Annotated in this window: 9 protein-coding genes; 6 read left to right on the top strand and 3 right to left on the bottom strand. The window is 64.1% G+C overall.

The features are described from left to right. Nucleotides 1-28 precede the first annotated feature (28 nt). Nucleotides 29-1270, top strand: coding sequence for a peptidase T (gene pepT / locus Amn_RS27145; protein WP_286294086.1), 1242 nt, complete (start codon nucleotides 29-31; stop codon nucleotides 1268-1270). 145 nt (nucleotides 1271-1415) lie between these two features. Here pepT and Amn_RS27140 read toward each other — a convergent pair whose 3' ends face one another. Beyond that, entirely contained in the window at nucleotides 1416-4280 is a 2865-nt protein-coding gene (locus Amn_RS27140) for an autotransporter family protein (protein ID WP_286294083.1), read from the bottom strand. Nucleotides 4281-4504: 224 nt separating this feature from the next. Next, a complete protein-coding gene (locus tag Amn_RS27135; RefSeq protein WP_067955931.1) occupies nucleotides 4505-5674 on the bottom strand; it encodes an NAD(P)/FAD-dependent oxidoreductase in 1170 nt (389 codons plus the stop codon). Nucleotides 5675-5771: 97 nt separating this feature from the next. Here Amn_RS27135 and Amn_RS27130 point away from each other — a divergent pair, with 97 nt between their 5' ends. Next, entirely contained in the window at nucleotides 5772-6662 is an 891-nt protein-coding gene (locus Amn_RS27130; protein WP_263005618.1) for an HpcH/HpaI aldolase/citrate lyase family protein, read from the top strand. A 13-nt stretch (nucleotides 6663-6675) separates the two neighbouring features. Continuing rightward, nucleotides 6676-6882, top strand: a complete 207-nt coding sequence (locus Amn_RS27125; protein WP_067955933.1) for a DUF1737 domain-containing protein — start codon at nucleotides 6676-6678, stop codon at nucleotides 6880-6882. A gap of 15 nt (nucleotides 6883-6897) precedes the next feature. On the opposite strand, the gene Amn_RS27120 is transcribed toward Amn_RS27125, so the two are convergent. Continuing rightward, a complete protein-coding gene (locus tag Amn_RS27120; protein ID WP_067955935.1) occupies nucleotides 6898-7320 on the bottom strand; it encodes a metallopeptidase family protein in 423 nt (140 codons plus the stop codon). Between the two features lie 190 nt (nucleotides 7321-7510). On the opposite strand from Amn_RS27120, the gene Amn_RS27115 reads away from it, so the two are divergent. The 3 genes from Amn_RS27115 to Amn_RS27105 are packed head-to-tail and all read left to right on the top strand — an operon-like array spanning nucleotide 7511 to nucleotide 13249. Further along, complete coding sequence (locus Amn_RS27115) at nucleotides 7511-8497, top strand: ImuA family protein (protein ID WP_067955937.1); 987 nt, start codon at nucleotides 7511-7513, stop codon at nucleotides 8495-8497. Next, nucleotides 8439-9911 carry a Y-family DNA polymerase gene (locus Amn_RS27110; RefSeq protein ID WP_182574044.1) on the top strand — a complete coding sequence of 491 codons (1473 nt, stop codon included), beginning with the start codon at nucleotides 8439-8441 and terminating at the stop codon, nucleotides 9909-9911. The genes Amn_RS27115 and Amn_RS27110 overlap by 59 nt, the downstream gene beginning before the upstream one ends. Continuing rightward, the gene (locus Amn_RS27105; RefSeq protein ID WP_286294076.1) at nucleotides 9908-13249 is read left to right on the top strand and encodes an error-prone DNA polymerase; all 3342 of its coding nucleotides are present in this window, start codon (nucleotides 9908-9910) and stop codon (nucleotides 13247-13249) included. The genes Amn_RS27110 and Amn_RS27105 overlap by 4 nt, the downstream gene beginning before the upstream one ends. The last annotated feature ends 78 nt before the right edge of the window (nucleotides 13250-13327 follow it).

Here is a 13327-nt window from a genome sequence, read left to right as displayed (position 1 = left end):
GTGCATCGCCGATGCATTGGAGCCTGACATGACCGCCACCACCGACACCGTGCTCGACCGCTTCCTCCGCTACGTCGTCATCGACACCCAGTCCGATGCGAGCTCGCCGACCCAGCCCTCGACCGAGAAGCAGAAGAACCTCGGCCGCCTGCTCGTCGAAGAGCTTCTGGCGATCGGCCTCAGCGACGCCCATCTCGACGAGCATGGTTATGTTTACGCCACGGTGCCGGCCAACACCCAAAAGCAGGTTCCGGTCATCTGCTTCTGCTCGCATATGGACACCGCGCCCGATTTCACCGGCACCAACGTCAAGCCGCAGATCCTTCGCAACTATGCCGGCGGCGACATCCGGCTCACAGGCGACCCGCAGCAGGTCATCCGCGTGACCGAGCATCCCGAGCTGAAGAACCAGATCGGCAATGACATCGTCACCACAGACGGCACCACGCTGCTCGGCGCCGACGACAAGGCCGGCATCGCCGAGATCATGACGGCAGCACAGTTCCTCATCGCCAATCCCGATATCAAGCACGGCGCGGTCAAGCTTTTGTTCACCGCCGACGAGGAGATCGGCCGCGGTGTCGACAAGGTCGACTTCGCCAAGCTCGGCGCCAAGTTCGCCTACACGATGGACGGCGAGACCGCCGGCCATATCGAGGACGAGACCTTTTCCGCCGACGGCGTCGAGATCGCCATTTCAGGCGTCGCCATCCATCCCGGTTTCGCCAAGGGCCGCATGGAAAACGCCATCAAGATCGTTGGCGCCATCGTCGACCGGCTGCCGAAGGAGCTTTCGCCCGAAACCACCGAGGGCCGCGAAGGCTTCCTCCACCCCACCGCTTTGTCGGGCTCGATGGAAAAGGCCGCGCTCAGCCTGATCGTGCGCGACTTCACCGAAGCGGGCCTCGCCGCCAAGGAAAAACTGCTCGAAGACATCGTCAAGGACGTACTGAAGGCCTATCCCGGCTCGTCCTACAGCTTCACCGTCAAGGAGCAGTACCGCAACATGAAGGTGGTGCTGGATCGCCATCCCGAGATCGTCGAAAACGCACTCGAAGCCGTTCGCCGCGCCGGCATGGAGCCGGTGCGCGGCAGCATCCGCGGCGGCACCGACGGCTCGCGCCTATCGTTCTTGGGCCTGCCCTGCCCCAACATCTTCGCCGGCGGCCACGCCTTCCACTCCCCGCTGGAATGGGTCAGCCGCCAAGACATGGAAAAGGCGGTGAAGACGATCGTGGAGCTGGCGCGGGTTTGGGAGGAGAGGGCGTAGGGGCGGCCAGCTTGGCTTTGCGCCAATAGCGGCAATCGCCTGCTCACATGTCGCAGTTTGGGCCGATAGCGGACTGGCAGCCTTCAAGACGTTGAAACGAAAAGGCCCGCCGCCGTCAGCGGCGGGCCATCGTGCTCCTTGGAATCTAGAACGCGGTGCTGAACCCAACCGTGCCCTTGAAGCCGTAGCTGCCCTCGAAACTGGTGGAGGCCAGTGCTTCGCCGTACAGGGCGTACTTGCCTCCGGCCCAGCGATAAGTGCCGCCAAGACCGAGTTCCACACCGAAGGAATCGGGTTCGAACGCGACCTTGGTACCCGCCACATCGACAGCCGTTCCATCCAGGAATTCGTAGGTGAGATTGGCGATGCCGTAGACATGGCTGCCGCTCGCGCTGCTGCCTGCGTCATAGTTCAGGGCAACGCCAATCCGTCCTTTCAGGCTGTCGCCACTGTCCAGCGACACCTTGGCGCCGAACGGATCGGCGAACGCGTCGAAATCGACGGAGGTGTAGGCAAGCTGTGCCTGCGGGGTCACCGACAAGTTGCCGCTTACGGCAACCTTGCGACCGGCTTCGATGCTGAAGGCATAGCCAAGGCCTTGATTGTCGTCGACGAGCTTGCCGACAGTATCGGCAGCAAGTTTGCTCGAGAGGCGGGTAACCGAGGCCTGGCCGTCGACATAGACGCCGTTGCTGCCATACCAGGTCAATGTCGCGCCGCCGCCATAGGAATCAGTCGAATTGGTACCATTGCCGAGGCTGGAGCGGATGGCGGCGTTGACCCGGCCATATTGCGCGTTGATGCCGCCAATCAGCACGCCCGAGCCGTTTTCGGTTAGTAGACCGTCGATGCCTGCCTGCACCAGATAGCGGCTGCTGTCATAAGAGGCGCCCGCCGACGAATCTCCTTCGACATGGCCGTGCGCACCTTCGATACGCGTCCAGATATTGCGCGGGCCCGCATCACCCATGGCGGAGCCGGCCACTTCGCTTGCCCCAGGCCAGTAGCGGTCGCCGACGCGCTGCTGCAGCGTTGGCAGGTCGGTCAGGCCGAGTAAGACGATCGGATAGTTCTCATAGATAGGCACGGTCGGCGCTAGGGTATCGGTCATACGCAGATACCAGTCGCCGTCTGTGGGATCGACGATGCCGTTCTGGAAGAGGCCGTAGAGGTAGGCCCCGCCGATTGCCGGAGCGCCGAGCACGAAGGCATTGGCGGCGGATGTCCCCGCCACATCGACGATCTTGATGCCGTCGCCGATGGTCTCCGCCCCGGCTCCGCCGAAGTTGGTGACGACGACCCGCGTCGGGCCGGTCCCAAGGATCGAGTCTCCAGTGACGGCGAGAAGATCGGTGGGCGAGGAGTCGCTGCCGAGGGCGGTGTCGATCTGAAGGGTGCCGCCATTGCCCGTGTAGTTGCCGTCGATCGTCAGCGTGCCGATGCCGTTGATCCCGGGAGCGATCGCTCCGCCGGCGAAATTCCGGGTGTCGCCGACCGAGCCAATACCGGCAAGAGTGCCTCCTCGGACGTCCATGATGCCGCCGAGCATGCCGTTCACCTCGAGCGCGCCGCCATAAACGCTGGCAAGCCCGTTGAAGCCGGTCTGGTTGGCGTTGAAGATGGTGCGGCCGGCGAGCTGGTTGATGGCGCCGCTGCCGTTGATCGGCAGGTCGAAAACGTAGCCGGTTTCGGTGTGGTTGAAGTTGATCTCGGCACTGGCCGCGAGGGTTATCGCCGACGCCTGGAGCGTTCCGGCACCGGTCGCCGCCTGGCCAACCGCGCCGCCGATGTTCAGCGCTGCGTGGCTGCTGGCATGCACGCTACCGACGACAAGGGCCGAGTTGCCGTTGTTCACTACCACCCTGCCGTCATCGGCAAGGGTCAGGGCACCCTTGCCCCTGGTTCCGAGAGTGACCGCGGTCCCGTTGAGCACCGACCCGTCCCCGGAAACAAGGACACTGAAATTTGGGAGGACGCCGCCTGGGCTGGTGGAGATGTTCACGGCCGTCCCGGTCATGACGCCGCCGTCCAGGATCGAGAGCGAACCCTGGTACATTGCTATCGTCGAGCCCGAGTCCCATCGGGATCCTTCGCCGGACACCTCAGCTGTGACCAGTGCGGTGTTGAAGCTGAGGTTTCCAACGCCGCCGAAGGAGGTGTTGCCGGTGATGTCGACCACGCCGCCGTCGCGAACGTAGATGTAGCTGGTGCCGTTAGTGGACGTGAAGCCGCCGGCTTCCAGCGTCGAGCCTTCGCCCATGACGTTGATGGTGGCCGTGCCTTGCGAGCCTGGCGTGTGAACCCTTATGCCCCCCGTCGTCGTGTAAACGGCGCCATTCTCGATGGTCAGGGTCGATTGGCTTCCCGCGCCGCCGCTCAAGTCATTCGGGTCGGTGCCTGTCGCGACCAGCCGGGTGCCCTGACCTGACAACGTCAGGCTCGCCACTTGGCCGTCCCCGCCGGCAATATCCAATTGCGACACGGTTCCACCGGCGGAAGAGCCGAATGTGACGTCGCTGCCGCCAGAGATGAGCGTGTGTCCATCGTTGATGCTGATTGTCGTAATGCCGGAGCCAGCGGCCTCGTTGATGATGAGTTCGCCCCCGCCGACCTTCGAAAGCAAACCCGTGTTCAGGCTGCCAGTGCCCTGGATCTGGCCTGAGAGCGTCAGGCTCGCGCCGCTCGCGACGTTGAAGACCGCAGCCGAACTGTAGGAGAGCGTATTGGCGCCGGTGGCGATCGTGATCGCCTTTCCGGCGATCGCGGGAGGCGGGCTGGTGATCTGGAAACTGGATGTCAGCATGATTGTCGATGCTGCATCAGGGCTCGCCTGGGCGTCCGCTATCGCCTGGTAGAGTTCCGTCTGGTTCGAGGCGACGAAGTTCGCTGCCCTTGCCGCGGGAAGTGTTCCCCCCATTGCCAAAGCGGCAATGCAGACGCCTGAAAGAAGTTTGTATTTGCTGGTTGATTGGGTACCCGGTGCGCCCCCGTTCGCGCAAGACTGCTTCATTCCAATTCCCTGTATGCACTGCCTGAGATTCGTTACATTGACGCCAATTGCAGTTTCTTGACAAGGAAAAGTGGTCTCGTATCTGAGAAAGACTTAATGATCTGACCCGCTCGGTACGCAGGCTCTGCGATATTTTCAAATTAGCTCTCGATAATATTATGAATCTCCGATAAATCCGGACGTTCGTTCGCTGTCTCGTAGGTGAAGCTGCTTGAGGATCCTACCTAGATCACGTTCAGCTCGCGGAACGCTCGCCCTTCCGCGATGCGCTGGTAGCCGAAGGCCGAACAGTCGATGGTACGGTAGGTGCCATGGACAAGGAGCTCGGCGAGCGCCTTGCCGACCGCCGGCGCCTGCTGCAGGCCGTGGCCGGAGAAGCCATTGGCGAAAATGAAGTTCTGAACCTCGGGATGCGGGCCGATGACGGCGTTCTGGTCGAGCGCGTTGTAGTCGTAGTGCCCGACCCAGGCTTGCGTCGCCTTGATCGCCTCGAAGGCCGGCACGCGGGTGGCCAGCACCGGCCAGATCACCTCCTCGAACAGCCCCCAGTCGGGGTTGAAATCCGTGGGGTCGGCAGCCAACTCGCCATCCTCACTTTCGGCCCCGCCCGTGATGTAGACCGAACCTTCGGGGCGGACATAGACGCCGGAGGGGTCGACCATCAGCGGCATGTCGGCGAATTTTTCGCGCGCCTCGAAGACGAAGACGTTGCGTTTGCGCGGCTCGACCGGCAGAGCGAGACCGGCCATGGCGGCGACCTTGCCGGCGTTCGGCCCGGCGGCGTTGAACAGCGTGCCGGTTTCCAGCCGCTCGCCGGTGGCAAGCGTCACTGCCGTAACGCGGTTGCCTGAGCGCTCGATGCCCGTGACCTCCGACGTGATCATGTCGATGTTCTTGGTCTTCAGCGCCTTGCGGAACAGGCCGAGCATGGCATGCGCATCGAACCAGCCTTCGCCTGTGCGGCCATAGGCGCCGGCGGAAATACCCTCGGTCGAGATCCAGGAGAAGCGCTTCGCCAGCTGCTCGGCATCCTCGAGCACGATGTCGGCGCCCTCGGCCATCTGGGCCTCGTGGTTCGCCCTGAGGATCGGCAGGCCGCTGTCGCCGGCGAGGATCAGGTAGCCGCCCTCACGGAAGCCGATATCGGCGTCAGGGCCGAACTCCTGCTTGAGCCGCCGGAACAGGCCAAGCGTGAACTGCGACAGGCGGATGTTCTCGGGGATCGAGAATTGCTGGCGGATCGAGGCGCAGGACAATGTGGTCGCGGCATGGGCGAATTGCGGGTCGCGCTCGACAAGCGCGATCGAGCCGGTGAAACCCTCCTCGCGCAGATAATAGGCGATCGAGCTGCCGACGATCGCGCCGCCTGTGATGACCACGTCGTAGCGTGCCATGGAGTGTTCCCGTCTGTCTGTGATGGAGGACAAAAGCAGTTACGCCGTCGTCCGGCAAGGACTTGCAAGGGCCAGCATTGCCGGGCAAGAAGACCAGATGCAACATTCCCTGCCCCGCCCGCGCCGCTCGGTACTGTTCGTGCCCGCCACCAACGAAAAGGCGATCGCCAAGCTTGCGCAGCTTGCCTGCGACACCGTCATCTTCGACCTGGAAGATGCCGTGCTGCCCGAGCAGAAAGCCGCAGCGCGTGACAGGCTGGCAAAATTCTTCGCCGAACGGCCGGCAGGCGCGCGTGAATATGTCGTGCGCATCAACGGGCTGAAAAGTCCGTGGGGCGCGGACGATCTTGCTGCCGCCAGCGGCTGGGCCACCGATGGCGTTGTGCTGCCCAAGATCGAGACGCCGCGCGACCTGCTCGAAGCCAATGACGTGCTCGACGAGGCCGACGCCCTCGACACGCTCAAGCTCTGGGCGATGATCGAGACGCCGCGGGCGCTGGTCAATCTCGCGGCCATCGCCGAGCTCGGCCGCGATCCTTCGGCACGGCTGTCATGCCTGATCGCCGGGCTCAACGACCTTGCCAAGGACACCGGCGTCAGGCTCACGCCGGACCGCCGCTATATCCAGCCCTGGCTGATGCAGATGGTGCTTTGCGCGCGAGCCGGCGGGATCGACATGCTCGACAGCGTGTCCAACGATTTCCGCGATCTCGACGCCTTCGCCGCCGAATGCGGCGAGGCCGCCGCCATGGGATTCTCGGGCAAGACCGTCATCCACCCGGCCCAGATCGGCCCGGCCAATGCGGCGTTCTCGCCGTCGGTCGAGGCACTTGCCGAAGCGCGCGCCGTCGTCGATGCCTTCGCGCTTCCTGAGAATACGTCCTCAGGTGTAATCTCGCTCGGCGGCAAGATGGTCGAAAGGCTGCACCTTGCGGAGGCCGAGCGGCTTCTGGCGCGGGCAGCGCAGCTCGAAAGCCTCAGGCACTGAAAGGGACACCGCCATGAAACTCTACCGCTTCCTGACCGGCCCTGACGACGCCACCTTCTGCCACAAGGTCACGGCTGCGGTGAACAAGGGCTGGCACCTGTTCGGCTCGCCGACCTATTCCTTCGACGCCGAAACCAGGACGATGCGCTGCGGGCAGGCGGTGGTGAAGGATGTCGAGGGCGCCGAATACACGCCTGACATCAAGCTCGGCGACTACTGATCTCAGGTTCTGCCGCTATTCGGCGGCTTCCTCCAACCGCTCCATATCCTCGTCGGACAGGCCGAAATGGTGGCCGATCTCGTGGATCAGCACATGGGTGACGATGTCGCCCAGCGTCTCTTCGTTTTCGGCCCAGTAGTCGAGAATGGCGCGGCGGTAGAGTGTGACGCGGTTGGGGCCCTCGCCAGTCTGTGGGTTCCAGCGCTCGGCGATGCCGCGGCCCTCGAACAGGCCGAGCAGGTCGAACGGCGTTTCCAGCGACAGGTCGTCCATGATCTCGTCGGTCGGGAATTCGGCCAACTGAATGACGACCTCGCCGGTCAGCTGGCGAAACTCTTCCGGCAGATGCGCATAGGCTTCGAGCGCCAGAAGCTCCATCTCCTCGATCGAGGGCGAAAGCTGGTCGTGCCAGGCGCGGGTCTTGTAAATGCGGGCCATTCTTTGTCCTTTTGGGGGCATATAGCCCTTTGCCGCCGCGCTTACGAGGCCTTTGCCGCTCGGGCGCCAAATTAGCGGCGACAGCAGAAGGAGAGGAGAGGAATAAATTCTCCTTGAATCGGCTTGACTCTCCAGGGCGCCTCTGGAATCTATAGGAACATAACAGGAACAACAGGGAAAGCAGATCGACATGGCGACCAGCGCCGTGGCGCGGGATGTCGTTTTTGCCTTGCGTCAGAAGATAGCCAAGATCGAGGGAACACTGGCTGAGAGGCTGGTCTTGCCTGCCGACGGCCAGCCGGTCGCGGGGCTGCTGGTCCGCCGCAACGGCCACGCCTCGGCGCGTGACTTCTTCCTGCCGACCGGTGTCGAGCGGCTCGACGAGGTGCTTGGCGGCGGCCTGCCGAAGGCGGCGCTGACCGAGATCCATGGCACCGAAACCCGCAATGCGGGGGCTGCCGCGGGGCTGGCGCTGGCGCTCGTCAGCGGCATGCTGAAGGAGCGGTCGCGGTCCAGCGACCTGGTGCTGTGGGTCGGTACCACAGAGATGTTCCGCGAGGCAGGGTTGCCCTACGCACCGGGCCTCGCCAGCTTCTTCGGCATACCGGCCGAAAGCCTGCTGCTTGCCGAGGCGCCGAAGGCCGCCGACGTGCTGTGGATCGCCGAAGAAGCAGCCCGCATCGAGGAGATAGCAGCCGTCGTCGTCGAATTGCGCGGCAACCCGCGCATTGTCGACCTCACGGCGACGCGGCGCCTGCACCGCCGGGCGCAGGACAGCGGCCGGCCCGTCCTCCTGCTGCGCCAGTCGGCCGAGCCGGAACCAACGGCAGCCCCCGTCCGGCTGGTCGTCTCGCCGGCGCCGGCCACCTTGCGGCAAACGCTTCTCGGGCCGCTGGCCGGTTCGATCGCAGCTCCCGCCTTCGCTGTCGAGATTGGCAAGAGCCGCACGGCTCTTCCCGGCAGCTTCATTCTGGAATGGAACCTCGATGCACGCACCCTCGCAGAACGAAGCCCAGAGAATCGTATCGCTGTGGTTTCCCCATCTCGCGGCCGAACGCATCCTCCGGCGCAGGCTGGGGCGGTCCTGGCGTTCAAGCCCGCAGCCGTTGAAGCCGCTGGTGATCAGCCACCGCGAGAACAACACCCAGCGCATCGCCGGCCTCGACGCACGGGCTGAGGCGCTTCGCTTGAAGCCGGGCATGGGCATCGCCGAGGCGCGCGCCATGCACCCCGACATCGATGTCGTCGAAGCCGATCCCGAGGCCGACCGCCGGTTGCTCGAAGGACTTGCCGACTGGTGCGACCGCTACACGCCGCTTGTCGCGATCGACGGTGAAAACGGACTGTTCCTGGACATTTCAGGCTGCGCTCACCTCTTCGGCGGCGAAAAGGCGCTGCTCGCCGATCTGATGGCGCGGTTTTTCCACCAGGGTTTCGACGTGCGCGCCGGTCTTGCCTCGACGCCCGGTGCTGCATGGGCAACGGCACGTTTTGCCACGGGTCAAATCCTGGCCCCGGGCAACGAACGCAAATTTCTCGCGCGCCTGCCGCTGTCGGCGCTGAGGATCGATGCCAGGACGAAGGCGAGCCTGGAAAGCGTCGGGCTGCGCAGCGTCGGCGCGATCATGGACGGGCCGCGCGCGCCACTTGTCCGTCGCTTCGGGGCAGAGCTCATCGAGCGCCTCGACCAGGCGTTGGGTCGGCTCGAGGAGGCGATCTCACCGCGCCTTCCTGTCGCCCCGCTTTCGGTCGAGCGCCATCTCGCCGACCCGCTGTCGCTGATCGACGACATCGAGCGGCTGATCGGCCTGCTTGCTGCCACCCTCAAGGTCGATCTCGAGCGCCGGGAAGAGGGCGCACGCGCGCTCGAACTGCTGCTGTTCAGGGTCGACGGCATGGTCAGCCGCATAACTGTCGGGGCCTCACGCCCCATCCGCGAGCCGGTACTGGTGCGCCGGCTGTTTCATGAGCGGCTGGCGGCACTCGGCGAGACAATCGATGCCGGCTACGGCTTCGACCTCGTGCGTCTCTCTGCCCTGTCGACGGCCCGCTTCGACGCGCGCCAGGCCGATCTTGCCGGCGAGGTGGTGGAGGATGGCGGCGAAGAACTGGCGATCTTTGCCGATCGCATCAGTGCACGCCTTGGCGAAGCTGCGGTGCTCGAAGCGATCCCGGTCGAGAGCCATTTGCCGGAACGTGCCGCCTCCGCCCGGCCCTATGCCCAGGAAGAGGCCCGCAAGGACGGAGCCGAGCGTCCTGCCAGAGCGGCGCAGCAAGCTACCAGGCGGCTCCGGTTGCCCGACCGCCCCATTCGCCTGTTCCGGCAGCCCGAACCAATCGATGTTCCGGCGACCGAGATTCCCGATGGTCCGCCGCTCAATTTCCGCTGGCGCCGGGCGTTGCATCGCGTGGCGCGGGCGGAAGGGCCCGAGCGCATCGCGCCCGAATGGTGGCGCCAGGCGGCCGATGCGCCGACGCGCGACTATTACCGCATCGAGGACGCCGAGGGCCGCCGCTACTGGCTCTACCGGCAGGGCCTCTACAATGCGCAGGCGGTGCCGCGCTGGTTCCTGCACGGGGTCTTTGCATGAACATGGTGGTCGCTGCCAGCTATGCCGAATTCGGCATCCAGTCGAATTTCTCCTTTCTGCGCGGGGCTTCCGCTCCGGAAGAGCTGGTGATCGCGGCGAAATTCCTGGGGCTTTCGGCCATCGGCCTTGCAGATTGCAATACGGTGGCTGGTGTCGTCCGCGCGTGGAAGATGGCGGAGACGGAAGGGCTGGCCTACCACCCGGGATGCCGCCTGGTTTTCGCCGACGGTACGCCCGACATGCTCGCCTACCCCAGGGATCGCAAAGGTTGGGGACATCTGTGCCGCATGCTTACCCAGGCCAATGCCCGGGATGAGAGCGAAAAGGGTGCGCCGCTTCTCTATCGGGAAGATCTTTTCGAGTGGGGCGACCTGCTGTCGCTTGCCATCCTGCCCGACGTCGCGGTCGCCAGGGAAGATGACGTTGCGCTTCTGCGCAGTCTCAAGGAGCGCTTCGGCACTTCCTTGTGGCTCGCGGTCGCTCCGAATTTCGGTGGGGACGACCGCTTCAGGATCGAGCAGGCCGCTACCATGGCCGCCATGGCAGGCATACCGCTGATGGCGACCAATGATGCGCTCTACCATGCACCGGACCAGCGCCCGCTGCAGGATGTGCTGACGGCAATCCGCCTCAGCGTGCCTGTTGCCGAGGTCGGTTTCGAGCTCAAGGCGAATGCCGAACGCCACCTCAAGCCGCCTGTCGATATGGCAAGGTTTTTCCGCAACCACCCGGAGGCCCTGGCCGAGACGTTGCGCTTTGCCGAAAGCCTGCATTTCTCGCTGAGCGAGCTCAAATACAATTACCCCGACGAACCGACGGAATCCGGCCTCGAACCGCAGGCGGAATTGGAACGGCTGGCCTGGGAGGGTGCCAAAAAGCGCTACCCGGACGGCGTTTCGGAAAAGGTTCAGGGCATCATCCGGCATGAGCTCGACATCGTCGAAAAGCTCAATTACGCTCGCTATTTCCTCACCGTCCACGAGATCGTGAAGTTCGCCCGTTCGAGGGGCATCCTCTGCCAGGGGCGCGGCTCCGCTGCCAATTCTGTCATCTGCTTCTGCATCGGCATCACCGATGTCGGACCGGATATCGTCGATGTGCTGTTCGAGCGCTTCATTTCGGAGGAACGTGGCGAGCCGCCGGATATCGACGTCGACTTCGAGCACGAGCGGCGCAACGAGGTGATCGAATTCATCTACGAAAGATACAGCGCCAAGCGCACCGCGCTCGCGGCTTCCGTCGTCACCTATCGCGGTCGCTCGGCGCTGCGCGAAGTCGCCAAGGCGATGGGTCTGTCGGATGACGTCAGGGGCGCCATGTCCGGCTCGATCTGGGGTTGGTATTCGTCGGAACTGGGCGAGAAGGAAGCGACGGCCGGCGGCCTCGACAAGGCGGACCCGGTGACCCGGCATGTCATCGACCGCGCCAATGAGATCATGGGCTTTCCGCGCCATCTGTCCCAGCATGTCGGCGGTTTCGTCATCACCAGAGACCGGCTCGACGAGATCGTGCCGATCGTCAAGACGGCGATGGACGAGCGCAAGATGGTGGAATGGGACAAGGACGACCTCGACGCCGTCGGCATCTTGAAGGTCGATGTTCTGGCGCTGGGCATGCTGACCTGCCTGCGCAAGGCCTTCAACCTGCTTGAGGCGCATTACGACGAGCGTGACCGACATGGCCGTCCGTTCGAGCTGGCGACGCTGCCGCCGGAGGACCCCAAGGTCTATGACATGATCTGCCGGGCCGACACGCTCGGCGTCTTCCAGATCGAGAGCCGGGCGCAGATGTCGATGCTGCCGCGGCTGAGGCCACGCAAATTCTACGATCTTGTCATCGAAGTGGCGATCGTCCGTCCCGGCCCGATCCAGGGCGACATGGTGCATCCCTATCTCAGGCGCCGACAGGGCAAGGAAGCGCACGGCTTTCCCAAACCGGAGCTTGAGGACATCCTGGGCAAGACCCTGGGCGTGCCGTTGTTCCAGGAGCAGGCAATGAAGATCGCTATCGTCGCCGGCGGCTTCACGCCCGGCGAGGCCGACCAGCTCAGGCGCGCGATGGCGACTTTCAAGCGCACCGGCACGATCGGCAATTACCGCGACCGCATGATCCAGGGAATGGTCGACAGGGGCTACCAGCGCGACTTCGCCGAGCGTTGCTTCAAGCAGATCGAGGGTTTTGGCGAGTACGGTTTTCCCGAGAGCCATGCCGCGGCCTTCGCATTGCTCGTCTACGCCTCATGCTGGTTCAAGGCCTACTATCCAGACGTGTTCTGTGCGGCGATCCTGAACGCGCAGCCGATGGGCTTCTACCGGCCGGCACAGCTGGTGCGCGATGCACAGGATCACGGCGTCGAAATTCGCCAGATCGACGTCAACCATTCCGTCTGGGACTGTACGCTCGAGCGTTCGGGCTTCGACCCAAAACGCATCCAGCAACGCCACGCCGAAATGCGGGATGTCATCAGGACCAGCCATGCCGTCCGGCTCGGCTTCCGCCAGATCAAGGGGCTGAGCAAAGCCAGGATGGAGCAGTTTGCTGCGCGGCGTGGCAAGGGCTACGTCTCGGTGCGCGATGTCTGGCTGCGCTCTGGGCTCGATGTCGGCGAGATCGAGCTTCTCGCCCAGGCGGACGCCTTCCGCTCCATCGGCGTCGACAGGCGGGCGGGGCTGTGGGCGGTGCGGGCACTCGATGGCAAGAGTGCCGCCGAGATGCTGCCGCTGTTCGACCGTCCCGAAGTGCAACTGGGCGACAACGAACCAGAAACACACTTGCCGTCAATGCCGCTCGGCGAACATGTCATTCACGACTACCGCTCGCTCGGCCTCTCGCTGAAGGCGCATCCGGTGGCCTTCCTCAGGCACCATCTCGACCGTGCCGGCATTACACCCAATGCCCGGCTCGGTGATGTACCCGACGGGCGGCGGGTCTCCGTCGCCGGGCTGGTGCTGGTTCGCCAGCGACCGGGTAAAGGCAATGCCATCTTCCTCACGCTGGAAGACGAGCATTCGATCGCCAACATCGTCGTCTGGGCACGTGTCTTCGAGCGCTTCCGGCCTGTCATCATGGGATCGAAGTTCATCCGCGTCACCGGCAAGCTGCAGAAGGAATCCGGTGTCCTCCATATCGTTGCCGACAATATGGAGGACTGCACGCATTGGCTGGCGACGATGTCGGAGGAACTGCAGGCAACTGCCGACCAAAGCAACCGGCCGATTGCGGAGGGACGGGCCAGTTCCGCCGACAAGGCCGCACGTGACCCGCGCATGCTGCAGAGCTACGAAACGCTGGCCCGCAAGGCGAGCAACGTCATGCCCAAGGGCCGCAACTTTCAATAGCGGATGGAGGGGGGAAGAGCGCAGGCAAATGGCGAACCGTGCCGGGCGGCAAGGCGTGTGCGTCGATCATTCACTTGC

The organism is Aminobacter sp. Y103A (genome assembly GCF_030294925.1).
Classification (GTDB): Bacteria; Pseudomonadota; Alphaproteobacteria; order Rhizobiales; family Rhizobiaceae; genus Aminobacter; species Aminobacter ciceronei.
The sequence above is the reverse complement of the archived record's forward strand: the minus strand, read 5'-3'. Positions and strand labels throughout refer to the sequence as shown.

What these genes read in the sequence shown, in the direction of transcription:
- Amn_RS27115 (WP_067955937.1), top strand. Translation starts at nt 7,511, where the DNA reads ATGGCGACCAGCGCCGTGGCGCGGGATGTCGTTTTTGCCTTGCGTCAG.
- Amn_RS27120 (WP_067955935.1), bottom strand. Translation starts at nt 7,320, where the DNA reads ATGGCCCGCATTTACAAGACCCGCGCCTGGCACGACCAGCTTTCGCCC.
- Amn_RS27130 (WP_263005618.1), top strand. Translation starts at nt 5,772, where the DNA reads ATGCAACATTCCCTGCCCCGCCCGCGCCGCTCGGTACTGTTCGTGCCC.
- Amn_RS27125 (WP_067955933.1), top strand. Translation starts at nt 6,676, where the DNA reads ATGAAACTCTACCGCTTCCTGACCGGCCCTGACGACGCCACCTTCTGC.
- pepT (WP_286294086.1), top strand. Translation starts at nt 29, where the DNA reads ATGACCGCCACCACCGACACCGTGCTCGACCGCTTCCTCCGCTACGTC.
- Amn_RS27105 (WP_286294076.1), top strand. Translation starts at nt 9,908, where the DNA reads ATGAACATGGTGGTCGCTGCCAGCTATGCCGAATTCGGCATCCAGTCG.
- Amn_RS27140 (WP_286294083.1), bottom strand. Translation starts at nt 4,280, where the DNA reads ATGAAGCAGTCTTGCGCGAACGGGGGCGCACCGGGTACCCAATCAACC.
- Amn_RS27135 (WP_067955931.1), bottom strand. Translation starts at nt 5,674, where the DNA reads ATGGCACGCTACGACGTGGTCATCACAGGCGGCGCGATCGTCGGCAGC.